At 39.1% G+C, this 20483-nt stretch carries 21 protein-coding genes and 1 pseudogene; 20 read left to right on the forward strand and 2 right to left on the reverse strand.

The window, feature by feature from the left end:
- From HMPREF0373_RS05635 to HMPREF0373_RS05685, 12 genes and pseudogenes are all read left to right on the forward strand, one after another.
- Positions 1-634 (forward strand): YibE/F family protein (locus tag HMPREF0373_RS05635; protein WP_044963124.1); only part of this gene is annotated, 634 nt, incomplete at its 5' end.
- A pseudogene (locus HMPREF0373_RS17715) lies at positions 628-1231 on the forward strand (YibE/F family protein). The gene HMPREF0373_RS05635 and the pseudogene HMPREF0373_RS17715, both read left to right, overlap by 7 nt.
- A 195-nt stretch (positions 1232-1426) precedes the next feature.
- Complete coding sequence (locus tag HMPREF0373_RS05645) at positions 1427-2362, forward strand: DUF1848 domain-containing protein (protein ID WP_021738677.1); 936 nt, start codon at positions 1427-1429, stop codon at positions 2360-2362.
- A gap of 13 nt (positions 2363-2375) precedes the next feature.
- A complete protein-coding gene (locus tag HMPREF0373_RS16695; protein WP_021738678.1) occupies positions 2376-2543 on the forward strand; it encodes a hypothetical protein in 168 nt (55 codons plus the stop codon).
- A gap of 44 nt (positions 2544-2587) precedes the next feature.
- Positions 2588-2821: a HipA domain-containing protein gene (locus HMPREF0373_RS05650; protein WP_021738679.1), complete on the forward strand. Its 234-nt coding sequence runs from the start codon at positions 2588-2590 to the stop codon at positions 2819-2821.
- A gap of 50 nt (positions 2822-2871) precedes the next feature.
- The gene (locus HMPREF0373_RS05655) at positions 2872-3447 is read left to right on the forward strand and encodes a sugar O-acetyltransferase (RefSeq protein WP_021738680.1); all 576 of its coding nucleotides are present in this window, start codon (positions 2872-2874) and stop codon (positions 3445-3447) included.
- A 174-nt stretch (positions 3448-3621) separates the two neighbouring features.
- Complete coding sequence (locus HMPREF0373_RS05660; protein ID WP_021738681.1) at positions 3622-4554, forward strand: hypothetical protein; 933 nt, start codon at positions 3622-3624, stop codon at positions 4552-4554.
- A 117-nt stretch (positions 4555-4671) separates the two neighbouring features.
- Entirely contained in the window at positions 4672-4809 is a 138-nt protein-coding gene (locus tag HMPREF0373_RS17265) for a hypothetical protein (RefSeq protein ID WP_242831189.1), read from the forward strand.
- Between the two features lie 317 nt (positions 4810-5126).
- Entirely contained in the window at positions 5127-6071 is a 945-nt protein-coding gene (locus HMPREF0373_RS05670; RefSeq protein WP_021738683.1) for a DMT family transporter, read from the forward strand.
- Positions 6072-6137: 66 nt separating this feature from the next.
- Positions 6138-7568 carry a DNA/RNA helicase domain-containing protein gene (locus HMPREF0373_RS05675; RefSeq protein ID WP_021738684.1) on the forward strand — a complete coding sequence of 477 codons (1431 nt, stop codon included), beginning with the start codon at positions 6138-6140 and terminating at the stop codon, positions 7566-7568.
- A gap of 79 nt (positions 7569-7647) precedes the next feature.
- On the forward strand, positions 7648-8292 hold the full coding sequence (locus HMPREF0373_RS05680; RefSeq protein ID WP_021738685.1) for a chloramphenicol acetyltransferase: 645 nt from the start codon (positions 7648-7650) through the stop codon (positions 8290-8292).
- A 109-nt stretch (positions 8293-8401) separates the two neighbouring features.
- Positions 8402-9001 (forward strand): DUF1287 domain-containing protein, encoded by a 600-nt coding sequence (locus tag HMPREF0373_RS05685; RefSeq protein WP_044963133.1) that lies wholly within the window; start codon positions 8402-8404, stop codon positions 8999-9001.
- Positions 9002-9133: 132 nt separating this feature from the next.
- Here the strand turns inward: HMPREF0373_RS05685 and HMPREF0373_RS05690 are convergent, their stop codons facing one another.
- Positions 9134-9616, reverse strand: a complete 483-nt coding sequence (locus HMPREF0373_RS05690; protein WP_021738687.1) for a GNAT family N-acetyltransferase — start codon at positions 9614-9616, stop codon at positions 9134-9136.
- Between the two features lie 150 nt (positions 9617-9766).
- Here HMPREF0373_RS05690 and HMPREF0373_RS05695 point away from each other — a divergent pair, with 150 nt between their 5' ends.
- From HMPREF0373_RS05695 to HMPREF0373_RS05705, 3 genes are all read left to right on the forward strand, one after another.
- Positions 9767-10567: an MBL fold metallo-hydrolase gene (locus HMPREF0373_RS05695; RefSeq protein ID WP_021738688.1), complete on the forward strand. Its 801-nt coding sequence runs from the start codon at positions 9767-9769 to the stop codon at positions 10565-10567.
- Positions 10568-10677: 110 nt separating this feature from the next.
- Positions 10678-11223, forward strand: a complete 546-nt coding sequence (gene yfcE / locus HMPREF0373_RS05700; protein ID WP_021738689.1) for a phosphodiesterase — start codon at positions 10678-10680, stop codon at positions 11221-11223.
- A gap of 45 nt (positions 11224-11268) precedes the next feature.
- A complete protein-coding gene (locus HMPREF0373_RS05705; protein ID WP_021738690.1) occupies positions 11269-13506 on the forward strand; it encodes an alpha-galactosidase in 2238 nt (745 codons plus the stop codon).
- Between the two features lie 160 nt (positions 13507-13666).
- On the opposite strand, the gene HMPREF0373_RS05710 is transcribed toward HMPREF0373_RS05705, so the two are convergent.
- Positions 13667-14893, reverse strand: a complete 1227-nt coding sequence (locus HMPREF0373_RS05710; RefSeq protein ID WP_021738691.1) for an argininosuccinate synthase — start codon at positions 14891-14893, stop codon at positions 13667-13669.
- Positions 14894-15310: 417 nt separating this feature from the next.
- On the opposite strand from HMPREF0373_RS05710, the gene argC reads away from it, so the two are divergent.
- From argC to HMPREF0373_RS05735, 5 genes are all read left to right on the forward strand, one after another.
- On the forward strand, positions 15311-16366 hold the full coding sequence (argC, locus tag HMPREF0373_RS05715; RefSeq protein ID WP_021738693.1) for an N-acetyl-gamma-glutamyl-phosphate reductase: 1056 nt from the start codon (positions 15311-15313) through the stop codon (positions 16364-16366).
- A 32-nt stretch (positions 16367-16398) separates the two neighbouring features.
- Positions 16399-16851, forward strand: a complete 453-nt coding sequence (locus tag HMPREF0373_RS05720; protein ID WP_022035647.1) for a GNAT family N-acetyltransferase — start codon at positions 16399-16401, stop codon at positions 16849-16851.
- Between the two features lie 86 nt (positions 16852-16937).
- Positions 16938-18161 (forward strand): bifunctional glutamate N-acetyltransferase/amino-acid acetyltransferase ArgJ, encoded by a 1224-nt coding sequence (gene argJ / locus HMPREF0373_RS05725; RefSeq protein ID WP_021738695.1) that lies wholly within the window; start codon positions 16938-16940, stop codon positions 18159-18161.
- 82 nt (positions 18162-18243) lie between these two features.
- Positions 18244-19143: an acetylglutamate kinase gene (gene argB / locus HMPREF0373_RS05730; RefSeq protein WP_021738696.1), complete on the forward strand. Its 900-nt coding sequence runs from the start codon at positions 18244-18246 to the stop codon at positions 19141-19143.
- The gene (locus tag HMPREF0373_RS05735) at positions 19136-20329 is read left to right on the forward strand and encodes an aspartate aminotransferase family protein (RefSeq protein WP_021738697.1); all 1194 of its coding nucleotides are present in this window, start codon (positions 19136-19138) and stop codon (positions 20327-20329) included. The genes argB and HMPREF0373_RS05735 overlap by 8 nt, the downstream gene beginning before the upstream one ends.
- Positions 20330-20483: the final 154 nt, after the last annotated feature.

Below are 20483 nucleotides of genomic sequence, written 5' to 3' on the forward strand. Positions count from 1 at the left end.
AATCTGTGATTTAAGTGGTGGGAGCATGTCACGTGTCTGCAATAAAATGGTGATTGCCTTTGCAATCGTTACCTTGTTTTGCATGAATGGATGCAATAAAAAAACAGTATCGGCACTTTTATCTACGCTCTGTGTGCTGGCAATGGTTATGACAGTTTTCTCCCTGGTTGTACATCATACAGAAGAACTGGATTTTTCTACTATGGAATATCTGGATCTCAGAAGTATCGATAATCCGGAAGAAATATTTTATGCAGAAATATTACTGTCCGGGCTGGGTGCCATTATGGATGTTGCGGTAGATATATCAACTGCATTAAGTGAAATTATAAAGCTGAAACCAGAAATATCATTTCGGCAGCTGTTTCGATCAGGCAGAGAAATCGGACATGATATTATGGGGACGATGATTAATATATTGCTGTTTGTGTTTATCAGTGGATTGATACCAATGTGCCTGATTCGTATGAATAATGATGTATCGTTTCTGACAATTATTCGTTTGCATATTCTGTGTGAACTTTGCCGCTTTTTTGTGGAAAGTATCGGTATTGTACTTGCAATACCAGTTTCCGTGCTAATTACCTCCGGAATATTAAAAAGTAATTTGAAAAAGAGGACAACGTTATGTTAGTGATATTTGGTTTAATATTGGTTGCTTTGATTGCCATTGTCGGGGGCGACAGAGGAGTGATGTCTCTAATTGCATTGGCAGGGAACCTGCTTATTCTGTGCATTGCGATCTGGCTTATTGCCAGCGGAGTACCGGTTTTTCCAGTGACGATTTGTCTCAGTGTGGTTATTTGTTGCATTACGTTGTTTTACCAAAACGGAATAAACCGAAAAACGCTATCTGCGTTTACGGCAGTGCTTATTACAATATTCATTTTGTTTTTTGCAATTGGCATTGACTGTTTCTACTTCACTCTATGAAGTGAAGATACATAAACCAGATATGAGTAACACAGAACTGTTTCAGAGTGGAATGCAGATTGGAAAAAGCATATTGGGAACAACGGTTAATACGTTACTGTTTGCTTATCTTGGTGAATCCATGATTTTGTTTGCATACTTGCGAATGCAAAAACAATCCTTGGGGATTCTGTTAAATTCCAGGCTTTTGTTTCAAAATTGTATTTTTATGATTTTTGGAGCACTGTCCTGTGTACTTGTCATACCGATATCTACTTTATTAATGAAAAAATTATGTGGAGGAAACCATGACAGATAAATTACAACTTTAGAAAGAAGAATATACAGGTGAAAAAGCAGATTCGCAAAAATGTGGGTCTGTTTTTGTATATATAAAAATAATTACCGTACAAATATGGTGAAATTTTTGAAAAAGTACGAATTTTATATACAGTAAAACAGAAAATTTTATGCTATACTGTCTTTATACTATATTTTGCAAAGGACAGAAATTATGATTATTCATACAGGGATGCGTACTGACATTCCAGCATTTTATGCAGACTGGTTTGCGAACAGAATACGGGAAGGATTTGTCTGTGTGCGAAATCCCTATAATCCAATTCAAGTGACGGAATACAGTTTAGATCCTTCCGTTGTAGATCTGATCGGATTTTGTACAAAGAATCCGGAACCAATGCTAAAATATATGGATTTATTGCAGCCATATGGCATGTATTGGTATGTAACAATTACACCTTATGGAAAAGAAATTGAACCGATGGTTCCGGATAAAGAGCATGTGCTTTTGTCATTTCAGAAATTATCTGAGATTGTAGGAATTGATTCAATTGGCTGGAGATATGATCCCATTGTTGGGGATGACACTTATACGGCAGATTATCATATCCGGCAATTCACGCATATTGCATCTGTACTGGAAGGATATACCAAAAACTGTGTGATCAGCTTTATTGATCTGTATCAGAAAGTGCGAAAGAATTTCCCGGAAGTGCGGGCAGTGGAAAAAGAAGAACGTCTGTATCTTGGTAAGGCAATGATTGAGATTGCAGCAGAACATGGTATGACGGTCCGCCCATGTGGAGAAGGTGACGAACTGGCAGTATATGGAGCAGACTGCAGCGGATGCATGACAGAACAGATTTATGAACAGGCATTGCATACAAGCATGGATTTTCCAAAGAGAAATCAGCTTCGGAAAGAATGTGCCTGTTTGTTGGGAGCAGATATCGGAGCCTATAATACTTGTCTGCATCTGTGTCGGTATTGTTATGCAAATTATGATGCGGATACGGTAAATACAAATTATGCCAGACATGATCCGACCTCACCGTTTTTGATTGGAAATCGGATGCCGGATGATAGGGTGCATAAGGCGGAGCAGAAAAGCTGGATCAATGGTCAGATGACATTGGCTGATTTTATGTAAAGCGAGGTGCAATATGAATGTATCAACAATGGCTGCCATCAATAGTATAAATACAATGAATCTAATGATGGCACTTCAATTGGAAGTAAATACAATATTTGTAGTAAATGACGGAAAGGAATATGAAGAAATGAGTACATTATTAGAGCAGTTCAGCATGGGAAAGACATTTGAACGGTAAAAAGAATGATTTTAAGGGAGATATGATAGCGTATCTCCCTGTATTTGTATGATGAATCTGCAGATAGCTGGCGATTGAGTCCGGCATATGATCTCACATACAGCAACACATATTATGGGGAACATACGACTACGGTAGATGGAAATGGTCGTAATCCTGGAAAGAAAGAGCTTCTTGCAGTTGGAACTATGGCTGGAATGAAAAAAGAACTCTGTATGGATATCATAACTGAGATAAAAAGTTCTATAAATGGAATGCTTGAAATGTATTTAAAATAAAGATTTGAAAAAAATGTAGATTAAAATATGAATTTTATGGAGTAACGAGAATGACAGCAGAAGAATTTAGAAATACAATAAAAAACGAATCTTATATTGGTGGTGGAAGTCCTTTGCATCTGGAGTTCCATGCATTTTCCCAACGTGCAATGAAACTAACATGTGAAATGAATTACAATTATCATACACCAGAAGAATTGCGAAGCTTGATGAGTAAACTGACGCAGTCAGAAATTGATGAAACATTTGGAATTTTTCCACCATTTTATACGGACTGTGGAATTAATATCCACATCGGAAAAAATGTGTTTATTAACAGTGGGTGTAAGTTTCAGGATCAGGGAGGTATTTTTATCGATGATGGTGCCCTGATTGGTCATAATGTAGTGATTGCGACATTAAATCATGATATGAATCCGACGAAGCGCGCATCAATGATTGCACAACCAATTCACATAGGTAAAAATGTCTGGATTGGATCAAATGCGACTATTTTAGCAGGAGTGTCTATTGGAAATGGCGCTGTAATAGGTGCCGGATCTGTGGTAACAAAAGATGTGCCGGAGAATACCGTCTATGCCGGAGTTCCTGCAAAAAAGATAAAAGATATATCAGATGAGAGATAACGCCTTTATAGGTGGTAAACAACAAGTGTAGATCAGTAATGGGACTCAATCTCCCATCTGATATAGCCTCTGGCAGAATTGCAGAGATGCACAGAAGAATATGTCATGCGCTGCATGACGTGCATCTCGCAGTACGAATGCCGAGGGCATTCTTGAATAGATGAGTGATGAAAAATGAATGTCGTTAAGAAAAAAGCATATTATCATTTACCGGGGTTGTTTGAATTTTATGATCTGTATCGAATATTCCTTCCTCTTTATCAGGAGCACAGAGAGTATTTTTATGACTGGTGCGAGATCAGTTCCATTTACGGTGCACCGGAAGGCTGTCTCTGGGGCGGTGGAAGAATCGGATGTGGAGATGAAAATCCGCAAGAAGTTTTAAAATTGATAAATGAATATGGCATATCTGCCCGATTGACTTTCAGTAATTCCATGCTTAGAAAAGCACATTTATCAGATAGAAAGTGCAACGAATTATGTGCCTTATTTGAGCAAGGAAGTGAAGATGGTAATTCAGATAATAATAGTGTAAAAAATGGTGTTATCGTCCATTCAGAATTACTGGTGGATTATTTAAAACAAAACTATCCGAATCTTTATTTAGTATCTTCCACAACGAAAGTATTGACCGATTTTCACGAATTTGCGGAAGAAGTAAAACGAAAAGAGTTTCAGTATATCGTACCTGATTTTCGATTAAATAAATCCTTTGATCAGTTAAATACATTGACGCTATCAGGAAAAGACAAAGTAGAATTTTTGTGCAATGAGTGTTGTTGGATTGGCTGCAAAGATAGAAGGAAATGTTATGAGACGGTCAGTCTACAAAATCTGGATGAAAACTGTCCAGATCATCGTTGTACAGCACCAAATGCTGCATATGGATATCGTTTTTCAGAGGCGATGAAAAATCCAGCATTTATCAGTATTGGCGATATTCAGAATGTGTATGTGCCAATGGGATTTACAAATTTTAAAATTGAAGGCCGTGGATTAGGTAGTGCCATTGTATTAGAATTTTTATTGTATTATATGACCAAACCAGAGTATCAACTGCAGGTCAGAGAAGCAATTTATCTGGATAGTATGTTGGATTTATTTTAATAAACAAAAAGTATTGACAGAACATATCCAATCTGGCAAAATCTTGGACATAAGGATGTTTATTATATTGTTTCAGCAGGACTTGGAACAGATATCATTGAACGTTCCCTTGGAGATTTGGATGGATTTGTGGAGCATTTGGATCATTCTGTGGTGAAGGGAAGAATTTATGCGCCAAATATCATGGAGGCCGGATTGGTAAAAGAATGTCCACAGGTTTTACAACAGGCATATGATATGGGAAAATATGTATGATTGAGTGGATTACTATATGATAGAATCAAAACTGACCGTGAATTTGAGAAAGAAAAGTTATCAGTAGAACATTGGATCTGGATAATATGCTTACGTTAGATGCCTTCCTGGAATGGTATATGAAGGCGAAATGCTATAAATGATTGACAAATACATATAACATCGTTAATATAAAAAAATACATGAAATAAATGAATAATAAGTTTGTCTCAACATAAAAGAAGACTATAAATTTTACTGTTTCTGAACATAACAGTTTGGTTTATAGTCTTTTTTGGTGTATGATAGAAAATAGGAAGTAGAGGAGAGGTTGGAAAATGTCTATTATTTTTGGAATACTGGCAGGTATTGGTGTCCCGATTCAAACAAGCATCAATGCAAGATTACGGAAAAAAGTAGGTTCCCCTTATCGGGCATCGCTTGTATCTTTTGCAGTTTCATTGATATTTTTAGTATTGTTATTATTGATTTTAGGACAGGGTGTACATATTCCATTTGATAAAATGTTGCATGAGCCAGTCTGGATTTGGTTTGGTGGAATCTGTAGTTTTATATATGTTACTGGAAATATTTTACTGTTTGCAAAATTGGGCGGAACGCTTGCGGTTATACTGCCGGTTCTGGGGCAGATTCTGGTGGGGCTGGTAATTGATCATTTTGGATTCTTTTATTCATTGAAAACACCGATTTCCGTATTTCGGATCTTTGGAGCGGTTTTGGTTGTAGCTGGCGTAGTAATTGTATCTCTGGCAAAAAGAGAAGCCGGCAAAAATAATCCGAAAGAAAATGCACATGCGGATATCTGGCTATGGAGAATATTTGGTGTATTGTCCGGTGCATTAAGTGGTGTGCAGACTGCCATTAACGGACATCTGGGAAAAGTTGTCGATTCTCCGATCAAAGCGTCTGCTATTTCATTTACAGTTGGATTAAGCTGTTTATGCGTTATTTGCATCGGTTTACGATTGATGCAGGGGAAATGTGCGGTGGTGCAGACACGGGAACATATGAATGAGAAAAATCCATGGTGGATGTGGATCGGAGGCGTATTCGGTGGCATTTATGTACTTGCAAACGTAGAGTTGGCAGAAATTTTTGGAACGGGACTGGCAGTCATCATTATTCTGATCGGTCTGACAACCGGCGGCATACTAGTAGATCATTTCGGGTTATTTGAATCTCCGAAAAAAACGATGAATGTACAGAAAATCGTTGGTGTTTGCGTGATGGTGTTTGGTGCTACTTTAATAAAATTATTGTAACAGTGAAATGAAATCATAAAATGATACAATGCAGTAAATCTTTGTACAATAAATAAAGGGTAATTTATGAAATCAATATCTATTTATGCATTAACCAGAAAACAGAATATTGAACATTTACAAAAACTGGAGCAGCAGTTATCCGGCAGAGAACACATGCTGAAAATGAAAGAGTGGGAACTGGAAAGTATGCGCGCACTGGTGGAGCGGCTGGAACTTCATATGCAGGATGTATCAGCACTTCGACTGTTTTATTCTTTTCAGATTCCACGTCTAGGCAAAGAATTTGATTTGTTGCAGATCAGAGAAAATCAGATCATCAACATTGAGCTGAAAAGTGGAGCAGTTTCTGAGGAAGCGATACAAAAACAATTAATTCAAAATCGATATTATCTGTCCGCACTTGGTAAACCGATTCAGTCTTATACTTATATCAGCAGTCAGAATCGCCTGATGCGGTTGACAAATCACGATCATGTAATAGAGGCAAGTTGGAATCAGTTGTGTGCGGCTTTGCAAAAAGAGGGCAAGGACTATTCTGGTGATATTGAAAATCTGTTTCGGGCAGAATGGTATCTGTTTTCGCCGTTGACAGAACCGAATCGATTTTTAAACAAAGAATATTTTCTGACGGCACAGCAGCGGGATATCAAACGTCAGATTTTAAAGAAAATCTGCGAGGAACAGACCGGATATTTTTCTTTCAGTGGTCTGCCTGGGACCGGAAAGACATTGCTTCTTTATGATATTGCCATGAAACTATCCAACCGACAGCAGGTCTGTATCATTCATTGTGGGGAAGCAGGAAAGAAATGGGAAATTTTACATAAACGTTTACAGCGAATTGATTTTTTGTCAGATAATCAGTTGGAAACACAATTTTCGTTAGAGGATTATCATGCAATATTGGTGGATGAGGCACATCTGCTTTCGGTTGAAAAATTAAATGTATTACTGAATATGAGTGAAGATCGTCCGATCATTTTTTCCAGTGATTCAGAAGAAATGATCTCACCGAAAGAAATAGATCAGAGTACCATGAAACGAATGGAAGAACTGCCGAACCTACAGACCTTCCGCTTGACAAATCGGATTCGAACTAATGCGGAACTTTCTTCTTTTATTCAAAATATGATGCACTTGCCTGTAAGGAAAAATCAAAATGAATTTCCGCATGTGTCTGTGGTGTATGCAAATGATGCAAAAGAAGCAGATATATTGGTGCGGGATTACATACGGCAGGGATATCATTTTCCGCAGATGGAAAGGGCAGAGCTTGGGGTTACAGCGATTTGTGATACGGTGAAAATGGTTGTAGTGTTAGATGAACGTTATTACTATGACGATGAACTGTATTTCAGATCCATACATCCGATGCGAAATGGACAATCTGAAGTACGGAGCTTATTTCACCTGTTGAATCAGGCAAAGGAAAATCTGACTTTTGTAGTTAAGGGGAACGAAACGGTGTATGGTATTTTACTTGATATGAAATAAAATTTGAACGCAAAATAAGCATTCCCCCGCGTCAAGTGAACGAATGGAGAGAACTAAATGAAAAGGGATGGCATGATTTATGAATTTTAAAAAGATAGATATTGAAAATTGGGTGCGTAAAGAACATTATCGGTATTATACAGAAAAATTGAAAATAGAAGTAAATATGACAGCACCAATTGATGTTAAAAATTTATTGGATTTCTGCTATATTCACAACTACAAATTTTATCCGACTGTAATATATATTGTTACCAAAGTTCTTAATAAAATAGAAAATTTCAAGATGTTTCGGGACAACAAAGGAAATTTATGCGTATGGGATAAAATAAATCCAAATTATACAATTTTTCATCAGGATGACAAAACTTTTTCCGATTGCTGGTCGGAATATGAGGAAGATTTTGAAAAATGCTTTCAGAATATAACAACAGATATGCATACTTATAAGGACAAAAAAGGAATTAAAGTAAAAGAACAACAACCGGCAAATTTTTATTGTATCTCCTGTACACCTTGGACGGCTTTTACTGGTTATGGAAGCAGAGTGGCAAATGGGGAACCGGCTTTTTTCCCAATTATTACGATGGGAAAATATGAAAAGAATGGTAATAGAATAGATATGCCCGTAAATATTACGATTGCTCATGCTGTAGCGGATGGCTATCATATCGGGTTATTTTTTGAATATCTGCAAAACGAAATAAATGCACTCAAAAATTGAGATTGTTGATATTCTAATAGCAGACAAACTTGGCAGATCCACCATTTACAAAGAATTGGAGAGAAGAACACATGAAACTTGGACTTGTACAAATTATAGGTTAGATTATATGAAAAAGAAGAAATTTATTTTTATTATACTTGTGATAGTAGTCGTCATAGTTATTGGCATTTTCCTTCGATATCAGCATACTTCTCCGAAAAGATTAGCTGATTTATCCGAACAAAAATATGAACAAGTGCACAGCTCCATAGATTATGATCAGGATGGCATTGACGATCAGACAGACATCCTTCAGGGAGCTTTGAATTATATTAACACAAAACCGAAGTATAAGAGTAAATATTATAACAGTGGTTATTCGAATGATAATTATGGTGTGTGTACGGATGTGGTAGCATTTGCAATGCAGGCTGCCGGTTATGATCTGATGCAGCTTGTAAATGAAGACATTCAGAATCATCCGGAAGATTATGATATCCAAGAGCCAGATTCAAACATTGACTTTCGCAGAGTGAAAAATCTACAGGTGTTTTTTGCCAATAATGGAGAAAGCCTGACCACCGATGTTTCCAAAACAGAGCAGTGGCAGGGCGGAGATATCATCATTTTTCAAAAGCATATCGGGATTGTTTCAGACCGGAGAAATAAAAATGGTGTTTCATATGTGATTCATCACAATGATCCGTGGCAGAAATCCTATGAATAGGATATTTTGGAAAAACGGGATGATATTGTGGGACATTATCGTTGGAAGTAGAATGTCATATAAGGCTAACGTCAGCTACCCGGAATTAAGTCCTATAAGCAGGAAGTAAAAGGAGCCGAAAATGGCTCCTTTTTAAAATGTAATACGCATCTGATACCATTCTGCGCCGCCATGATCGGATTCAGAAAGTCCTTCATTTACAAAACCGAATTTTGCATAGTAGTGCAGCAATTTTTCTTTGCAGGTCAGAACAAGTCCTTTTCGGCCCTGTGCTTTTGCGTCTGCAATGCAGGATTTGATCAGTTCACCGGCATAGCCATGTTTGCGATAATCAGGAATCGTATTTACACCAAAAATCATCTGCCATGCGCCGTTAGGGTTGTGCATGGAAGCGTCATGGAACATTTCGTCGGTCAGAGTTTCTTCATCTGTTACAAATCCATCCACAAAGGCAATGAGTTTATCTTCATCAAACATCAACCAGAAATGGTCGTTATAATATGTCAGTCGTTTGGAAAATTCTTCTCTGGAAGCCGCTTCTGCCGCTGGAAAACATTCTGCTTCCACAGCAGTGATCGCATTTAAGTCATTCATAGTAGCAGTTCGTATGGTCATTTTTTCACCTCAAAAATATTTTAGTATCATGTTTGTCTATTATAACATTGCATGTTGGCAATGTGTAGTAGAGGAATGGAAAAAATATGTATTTGCAAATCATATGTGTTATAATATCCCTATAGTTTTTGGATTCAGAAGGAGAAAATTATGGAACTCACAATGCTTGGAACCGGAAGTGCGCTTGTGACGGAGTGCTACAACACCTGCTTTGTATTACAGGAAGATCAGCAATATTTTATGGTAGACGGTGGTGGAGGAAGTACGATACTGCATCAGTTAAAACACGCCGGAATCAACTGGAAGGACATCAAAACCATTTTTGTGACGCACAAGCATATTGATCATATTACCGGTATCATTTGGATGTTGCGTATGATCTGTCAGCACATGAGACAGGGCGAATATGAAGGTGAGGCCACGGTCTATGCGCATGAAGAATTAATTGAACTGCTGAAAAATCTGGCAGTGAAACTTCTGCAAAAGAAAGATGTTGCGTTTATTGGAAAACGACTGCATCTCATTCCCGTTGCAGATGATGAGTCTGTCAGCATTTTATCTAAAAAAGTTACGTTCTTCGATATCCAGTCAACGAAAGCGAAACAATTCGGTTTCTGCATGGAACTTGGTAATGGAGAAAAACTTACCTGTTGCGGTGATGAGCCATATAATCCATGTGAAAAACAGTTTGCAGAGAACAGCACATGGTTATTGCATGAAGCATTTTGTCTGGAGAGCGAAGCAGATATTTTTCATCCGTATGAAAAGCATCATTCCACAGTGGCAGATGCAAGCAAACTGGCAGAAGAATTGCATGTAAAAAATCTGTTGTTATATCATACGGAAGACATAAATCTGCTACGAAGAAAAGAACTTTATCAAAATGAAGGACGAAAGTATTTCAATGGAATTATTTTTGTGCCAGAAGATTTAGAGACGCTGGTTCTCTAAAGAAAATAGAAGGAAACGTTATCTAGTCACTATTTTTATAAAAACAAAAAGAACATAAACATAATAATATAGATAGACTTAATAAATACGATACGTGGAGGATATTATTTATGAAATGGATGATCGCATCAGATATTCATGGATCAGCATATTATTGCAGAGAATTGCTGGAAGCATACGACAAAGAAAAAGCAGACCGGTTATTATTGCTTGGTGACATTTTGTACCATGGTCCAAGAAATGATCTGCCAAAAGACTACAATCCAAAGGAAGTGATCGCACTTTTAAATCAACACAAACAGGATATTCTCTGTGTGCGGGGAAATTGTGATACGGAAGTAGACCAGATGGTGCTGGAGTTCCCGGTTCTGGCAGATTATTGTGTAATCGCAGATGAGAAAAATGTAATTTATGCCACACATGGTCATCATTTTAATGAGGGCAATCTGCCATCTCTTCAGAAAGGAGACATTTTGCTGAATGGACATACCCATGTACCAAAATGTGTGGAACATCCGGATTATATTTACATGAATCCCGGATCTGTTTCTATTCCAAAAGAGGAAAGTTGGCATGGATATATGATATATGAAAATGGCAAATTTATATGGAAAAATTTACAGGGAACAGAACAGATGCGGTATTGTTTTAACTGATTTTTTTATGTAGCTATTTGGTAGCATCTGTTGGAGGAGACATTTATGAGAAATATCGTATTTCACAAAGAAACAAAAACATTTCATTTATATAATGACAAAATAAGTTACATTATGTGTGTATTAAAAAACGGACATATGGGACACCTTTATTTTGGAAAAAGAATTCATGATAAGGCAGATTTTTCTTATCTGGTCGAAGAATGTCAGCGTCCCATGACTTCGTATATATATGAGGGTGACCGGAATTTTTCTCTGGAGCATATCAGGCAGGAATATCCGGTATACGGGACAACGGATTACAGACATCCTGCAATTGAAATATTGCAAAAAAATGGAAGTCGAATCTCAGAATTTGTGTATGAAGGATATGAGATTACAGCGGGAAAGGTAAAATTACAGGGGCTTCCGGCTACTTATACAGAATCAGACGAAGAAGCAATGACACTTCGGGTTTATTTGAAAGATGCATTGACCGGAGTTCTGCTGGAACTTTTGTATACTGTTTTTTCTGAGTATAATGCAATTGCACGGAGCGTTTGTGTGAAAAATACGGGAACAGAAACGGTGCATCTGTTAAATGTAATGAGTCTGAGTCTGGATCTCCCAGATCAGGATTATGTGTGGATGCAGCTATCAGGAGCATGGGCGAGAGAACGCTATATAAAAGAAAGAACATTGGAACAGGGAATCACAGCAATTGACAGCAGGCGCGGAAATTCTTCTCATGAACACAATCCATTTATGGTTTTACGGAGAAAACATACGAATGAATATCGGGGAGAAGCAATCGGATTCAGTCTGATCTACAGTGGCAATTTCCGTATTCAGGCGGAAGTCGACACGCACAATGTAACAAGAATAACAGCGGGAATAAATCCGAAAGGATTTGACTGGAAACTGGAAGCTGGAGAAATGTTCCAAACTCCGGAAGCAGTCATGGTCTATTCAGAGAGCGGATTAAATGGAATGAGTCAGACATTTCATAAGCTTTACGGAAGACGTCTGGCCAGAGGCTACTGGAGGGATCGATGCAGACCGATTCTGATCAATAACTGGGAAGCTACTTATTTTGATTTTACAGAAGAACGTCTGGTTGAAATTGCAAGTAAAGCAAAGAAATGTGGCGTAGAATTATTCGTTTTGGATGATGGCTGGTTTGGTGCCAGAAGAAATGACCGCGCTGGACTGGGAGACTGGATTGCAAATATGGAGTTACTGCCAAATGGAATCAGTGGACTTGCAAATCGAATCGAAGAACTTGGAATGAAATTTGGTCTCTGGATTGAACCGGAAATGGTGAATAAAGATTCTGATCTGTATAGAAAACATCCAGACTGGATCTTACAGACACCGGGACGGCGAGTATCTCATGGAAGATATCAATATGTACTGGATTTTTCAAGACAAGAAATTGTGGATTATATTTATGGGATGATTGCAAAATTGCTTTCTGAGTCAAACATATCCTATATAAAATGGGATATGAACCGGAGCATTACGGAATGTTACAGTATCGCATATCCGGCGGATCAGCAGGGAGAAATTTTTCATCGCTATATTTTGGGCGTTTATAATCTGTACGAACGTCTGACTTCAGCGTTCCCGGAGGTGCTTTTTGAGTCCTGCGCAAGCGGAGGAGGGCGTTTTGATCCAGGAATGCTTTATTATGCACCGCAGGGATGGGTTAGTGACGATTCAGATGCTGTAGAACGGTTGAAAATACAATATGGGACATCCATGTGTTATCCGCTCAGCAGCATGGGAAGCCATGTATCTGTAATACCAAATCATCAGGTTTTTCGTAATACACCGTTACATACAAGGGCAAATGTTGCGTATTTTGGAACGTTTGGTTATGAACTGGATTTGAATAAGTTGTCTGATGCAGAGATAGAAGAAGTGAAAGCACAGATCCGATTTATGAAGGAATATCGTGAATTACTTCAGTTCGGTACATTTTACAGATTAAAAAGTCCGTTTAACGGAAATGAAACGGTCTGGATGGTTGTCAGTGAAGACAAAAGCAAAGCACTTGTGGGCTATTACAGAGTTCTGAATGGTGTAAATCTGCCATATAGCTGTGTAAAACTACAGGGATTGGATCCGGATAAACTGTATGAGAATGAACTGGCAAATACAAAACATTATGGTGATGAACTGATGAACCTTGGATTGATCACTACGGATGTGAGTGCAGGAGAAGTTCCGCAAGGTGCAGAGCCATGTACGGATTTTGAATCCAGAATTTATTTATTAAAGGAAAAACAGAGTACGAACTAAAATATTGTTTGTATTTCATCTGAAACTGAACCTGGAATTTGAACATGGCATGAAATATCTGAGATAAAAGCCCCGGCAGCAGAGTGATAAGAACATTCTGTTACCGGGGGAAATTTTTGAACTGTCGTCCAAGAAGTTATCGTTTGTGCAAAGTACAAACTTATTTTTGGTTTTCTTTTGCCAGTTCCTGCATTCTCATTGCACGAACTTTTAACGGCAGACCGAATAATGTAATGAATCCATCTGCATCGTGATGATCGTAAAGGTCACCGGTTGTAAAGCTTGCCAGAGACTCACTGTATAAGGAGTATGGAGAAGTAGTACCGGCTTTGATGATGTTTCCTTTATAAAGTTTGAATTTAACTTCACCGGTTACATATTTCTGAGTGGATTCTACAAATGCCTGAACTGCTTCACGAAGCGGTGTGAACCATTTTCCTTCGTATACGATCTGGGCCATGCGGTTACCCATATCTTTCTTTGTATCCATAGTAGCACGGTCAAGCGTCAGCTCCTCTAACTGTTTCTGAGCCTCAAGTAAGATGGTTCCGCCAGGAGTCTCATATACACCACGGGACTTCATACCAACAACACGGTTTTCAACGATATCGATGATACCGATACCATGTTTTCCGCCAAGACGGTTCAGCTCGCGGATGATATCAGCAACTTTCATCTCTTTGCCGTTTACTGTTTTCGGGACACCGGATTCAAATGTCATTGTAACGTATTCCGGTTCATCCGGTGCTTTTTCCGGAGAAACACCTAATACAAGAAGGTGGTCATAGTTCGGTTCATTGGCAGGATTCTCCAGTTCCAGCCCTTCATGGCTGATGTGCCATAAGTTGCAGTCGCGGCTGTAGCTCTGATCCATAGCGAACGGAAGATCGATGCCATGTGCTTTACAGTATTCAACTTCGCCTTCACGGGAATCAATGGTCCACTTCGGATCACGCCATGGAGCAATGATCTTGATATCCGGAGCCAGTGCTTTGATAGAAAGCTCAAAACGGATCTGATCATTTCCTTTTCCGGTTGCACCGTGGCAGATAGCAACAGCGCCTTCTTTTCTGGCAATCTCAACTAATTTTTTTGCAATACCCGGACGAGCCATAGCAGTACCAAGTAAGTATTTGTTCTCATATACAGCACCTGCCTGAACACAAGGAAGGATGTAATCCTCTGCGAATTCGTCACAGATATCTTCGATATATAATTTAGCAGCACCTGAGTACTGAGCACGCTCCTCAAGTCCTTCTAACTCTTTGCCTTGTCCGCAGTCGATGCAGCAGCATACTACATCATAATCATATGTTTCTTTTAACCAAGGGATGATGGCTGTTGTATCAAGTCCGCCGGAATATGCTAAAATAACTTTTTCTTTCATTGTAATAGATCCTTTCTTTCTTATCGTTAAGCAGGTCTGTCGCAGACCGTTTCTTCTGATTTTTTCTGAAAACAAACATATCTTTTGCTTTCGACCTGATTCATCATACTACAATCGGATTCAGAATGCAAGTGTAAATTTATACATATTTTGTTTATAAAAATACATCTTTTTATTCAGTACGCACAGAATGGCAAAAAAAGGAAAAAGTCCTTTCTTTTTGAAAAAACTTGTGTTATTATTTGATGCAGGACAAAAATACATAGAAAAGGCAAGAATGAATGGAAAAATGAATAAATGTATAAATATACATCCTTGTGTATAAAAAACACAGAGTTGAAAATCAATACTTTACGAATTGCATGAGAAGTATTATTATAGGAAACAGTTCATTCGACAAAATTAAGGAGGCTGCAAATGATTAAAGCAGGTATTATCGGAGCAACAGGTTATGCAGGAGCAGAACTTGTACGTATTCTGATGGGACATAAAGAAGTTGAGATTGTCTGGTATGGATCCAGAAGTTATATTGACCAGAAATATGCATCTGTATATCACAATATGTTTGAGATTGTAGATGCAGCATGTCTGGATGATAATATGGAAGCACTTTGTGAACAGGTAGATGTGATTTTTACTGCAACACCGCAAGGTTTTTTGGGATCTGTTCTGACAGAGGAGATTTTATCCAGAACAAAGATTGTAGATTTGAGTGCGGACTTCCGTATCAAAGATATCGCTACATATGAAAAATGGTATAAGATTGAGCATAAGAGTCCACAGTTTATTGAAGAAGCAGTATATGGTCTGTGTGAAATTAACCGTGATAAAGTAAAAAATGCCCGTCTGGTGGCGAATCCGGGATGTTATACAACCTGTTCTATTTTAACTGCTTATCCGCTTGTAAAAGAAGGTCTGATTGATCCGGATACACTGATCATTGATGCAAAATCCGGTACTTCCGGAGCTGGTCGCGGTGCAAAAGTTGCAAATTTATTCTGTGAAGTAAATGAAAATATGAAAGCATATGGTGTGGCAACGCATCGTCATACTCCGGAAATTGAGGAGCAGCTTGGTTATGCAGCTGGTAAAGAGATTGTTATCAACTTTACACCTCATCTTGTTCCGATGAACCGTGGTATTCTGGCAACAGAGTATGCCACTTTAAACAGAAAAGCTGACGGATCCCTTCCTACTTATGAAGAAGTGAAAGCTGCTTATGATAAATATTATGCGAATGAGAAATTTGTTCGTGTGCTGGAAAAAGATGTTGTGCCTGAGACAAAATGGGTAGAGGGCAGCAACTATGTGGATGTTAATTTCAAGATTGACGAGCGTACCGGAAGAGTTGTTATGATGGGGGCCCTTGATAATCTTGTGAAAGGTGCTGCGGGACAGGCAGTTCAGAATATGAACCTGCTGTTTGGTCTGGATGAAAGCGAAGGATTGAATCTTGTTCCGATGTTCCCGTAATTATAAATATGTATGGAAGGAAACAAGATTTTATGGAAATAAAGATTCGCCCGATGACGATGAAAGATTATGATGAAGTATATGCACTGTGGATGACCATAAAAGGATTTGGAATCCGAAGCATTGATGATTCCAGAGAAGGGACAGCGCGTTTTCTGAAACGGAATCCGACTACCAGTATTGTGGCAGAAGCGGACGGCAAACTGGTAGGGGCGATTTTATGCGGACATGACGGTAGAACCGGCTGTTTTTACCATGTGTGCGTGAATGAGGCTTATCGTAACCACGGCATTGGAAAGCAGATGGCAACAGCGGCAATGCGTGCCTTACAGCGTGAGCAGATCAACAAAGTAAATCTGATCGCTTTTAAGAAAAATGAACTCGGCAATCACTTCTGGCAGGACGAAGGCTGGAAAATGAGAGACGATGTGAATTATTATGATTTTATATTGAATGACGAGAATATTACAAAATTCAATGAATAAGATAAATTAAATTTTAGAACAAATAATAAAAAACAGCAGATACAACGATACCGATGTGAAAATGTATCTGACAGGAGGATTGGATCATGAAACAGATTACAGGTGGCGCGACAGCGGCAAAAGGATTCCAGGCAGCTTGTACCGCGGCAGGAATCAAATATGAAAATCGTACTGATATGGCAATGATTTACAGCCAGGTACCGTGTCGTGTGGCAGGAACATTTACGACAAATCTTGTAAAGGCAGCACCGGTACTCTGGGATCGGGATATCGTGAAAAACAGTGATTATGCGCAGGCAGTTGTTGTCAATGCAGGTATTGCAAATGCCTGCACCGGACAGGAAGGATTGGATTATTGTCAGAAGACCGCCGATCAGGCAGCTAAAGTACTGGGAATCCCGGCGAGTGCAGTTTGTGTGGCATCTACCGGTGTTATTGGCAAACAGCTTCCGATCGATCGTATTATGGCAGGTGTTGATGCATTGGCACCAAAGCTTGCGGACGGTGTGGAAGCAGGAAATGCAGCTGCAAAGGCGATCATGACTACAGATACACATGAAAAAGAAGTTGCTGTTACATTTGAAATTGGCGGTAAAACCGTTACGATCGGTGGCATGTGCAAAGGTTCCGGAATGATTCATCCAAATATGTGCACGATGCTTGCCTTTGTTACAACAGACCTTGCGATTTCCAAAGAGTTATTACAGGAAGCACTTTCTGCAAATGTAAAAGATACCTTTAATATGATTTCCGTAGACGGAGACACATCCACAAATGATACACTGCTTCTGATGGCAAATGGTCTCGCAGAAAATCCGGAGATTACAGAAAAAGGTGCTGATTATGATGCATTCTGTGAAGCTTTGAATTTTGTAAACACAACACTGGCAAAAATGATGGCAGGAGACGGTGAAGGTGCAACTGCATTATTTGAAGTAACAGTTGTGAATGCAGAGACAAAAGAACAGGCGCAGGTACTTGCAAAATCTGTAATCTGCTCCAGCCTGACAAAAGCAGCGATTTTCGGACATGATGCAAACTGGGGAAGAATCCTTTGTGCCATGGGATATTCCGGAGCAGCATTTGATCCGGATAAAGTAGATTTGTATTTTGAGAGCAAAGGTGGAAAAATAAAACTCATTGAGAATGGCGTCGCACTTGATTACAGTGAAGAAGAAGCCACAAAAATTTTATCCGAGCCGGAAGTAACCGCAATCGCAGATTTGAAACTGGGTGATGCACAGGGGACGGCATGGGGCTGTGATCTGAGCTATGATTATGTAAAAATCAATGCGGATTACCGTTCTTAATGCAAGTATATTTTAACGATAGGTATTAATTTGTTTGCAAGAGATAAGAGAAAAAAGTGAGTTGTTACAGGAGGACAGATAAATGAAGGAAGATAAATATGAAGCATTGCGGGCAAAGGCTGAGGTGTTGATAGAGGCATTACCCTATATCCAGCGTTTTAACCGCCGGATCATCGTTGTAAAGTATGGTGGAAGTGCCATGCTCGATGAAGAATTAAAGCAACGTGTTATCCAGGATGTCACACTGCTGAAACTGGTTGGTTTCAAACCAATTATCGTACATGGTGGTGGAAAAGAGATCAGCAAATGGGTGGCAAAAGCCGGAATGGAACCGGAGTTTGTAAACGGTCTGAGAAAAACAGATGCTGAGACAATGGAAATCGCAGAGATGGTACTTGGAAAAGTCGGAAAATCTCTGGTATCCATGGTAGAGAAACTTGGTGTTCAGGCAGTCAGCATCAGCGGTAAAGACGGTGGTTTGCTGAAGGTTGAGAAAAAATATTCCCAGGGACAGGATATCGGTTTTGTAGGCGATGTAAAATCCGTGGATCCGAAGATTTTATTTGATCTTCTGGAAAAAGATTTTCTGCCAATTGTCTGCCCGATTGGTTTGGATGATGATTATCAGACATACAATATCAATGCCGATGATGCAGCTTGCGCCATTGCAACAGCAGTTCATGCAGAAAAACTTGCATTTTTAACTGATATCGAAGGTGTTTACCGTGACCCGAAAGATCCGTCCACACTGATTTCTGAACTGACTGTTTCGGAAGCAAAAAACCTGCTCGACAGCGGTTATGTAGTTGGCGGTATGCTTCCAAAATTAAATAATTGCATTCATGCAGTGGAAAATGGTGTTTCCCGGGTACATATCTTAGATGGACGTATGGCTCATTGCCTGTTACTGGAAATTTTCACAAACAAAGGAATCGGTACGGCAATTCTTGGAGATGAGGAGGCAAAATTTGACCATGAATAAACAGAATTATATTGATCATGCGGAACAGGCACTGCTTCATACATATAATCGTTTCCCTGTTGTATTAGATCATGGGGAAGGTGTATATCTGTATGATACAGATGGAAAAAAATATCTTGATTTTGCAGCAGGTATCGCTGTCTGTGCTTTTGGATATGGAAAAAAAGAATACAACGATGCACTGAAAAATCAGGTCGATAAATTATTGCATACTTCTAATTTATATTATAACGTACCGACAATGGAAGCAGCTGAAAAAGCACTTGCTGCAGCAGATATGGATCGTATCTTCTTTACAAACAGTGGTACGGAAGCAATCGAAGGTGCATTAAAAGCAGCAAAAAAATATGCCTACAGCAGAGATGGACATGCAGGTCACGAAGTGGTCGCAATGCAGCATTCTTTCCATGGCAGAAGTCTTGGTGCATTATCCGTAACCGGAACAAAACATTATCAGGAACCTTTTGAACCACTGATTCCGGGAATTCGTTTTGCTGAGTACAACAATCTGGAAAGCGTGAAAGCACAGATCACAGATAAAACCTGTGCCATTATTATGGAAACGGTACAGGGCGAAGGTGGCATTTATCCAGCTGACCCAGAGTTCTTAAAAGGCGTACGTGCTCTTTGCGACGAGAAAGACATTTTACTGATCCTGGATGAAATTCAATGTGGTATGGGACGTACCGGTGCAATGTTTGCATGGCAGAATTATGATGTGAAACCGGATATTATGACTGTTGCAAAAGCACTTGGCTGTGGTGTGCCGGTGGGTGCATTTCTTATGACTCAGAAGGTGGCAGATAAATCTCTGGCACCCGGTGATCACGGAACAACTTATGGTGGAAATCCGTTTGTAGGAGCTGCAGTCAGCACAGTATTTGATATTTTCGAGAAGGATCAGATTATAAATCATGTACATGAGATTACACCGTATCTGGTGCAGAAACTGGATGAACTGGCTGCGAAATATGACTTTATCACAGATCGTCGCGGTATGGGACTTATGCAGGGACTGGAAATGGAAATACCGGTAGGACAAGTTGCTGCAAAAGCACTGGAGAAAGGTCTGATCATCATTACGGCAGGTTCCAACGTAGTTCGTTTTGTCCCACCATTGGTAATTGAAAAAGAACATGTGGATGAGATGGTTACAAAATTAGACGAGGTACTTGCAACCTTCTAATCCTTCTATCAGTCGGTTAAAAATCGAAAGATTGTCCGTCTTGAAGATGATTTCAGCAGACAGTTGTGTTTTCTATTTGAAAGCATAGCTGTCTGTTTTTGACAGAAAATACAGACCGAAATAATTCTGTTTTTGGATAACAATTCCGGTATAA

Source organism: Eubacterium ramulus ATCC 29099 (genome assembly GCF_000469345.1).
Lineage (GTDB): Bacteria > Bacillota > Clostridia > Lachnospirales > Lachnospiraceae > Eubacterium_I > Eubacterium_I ramulus.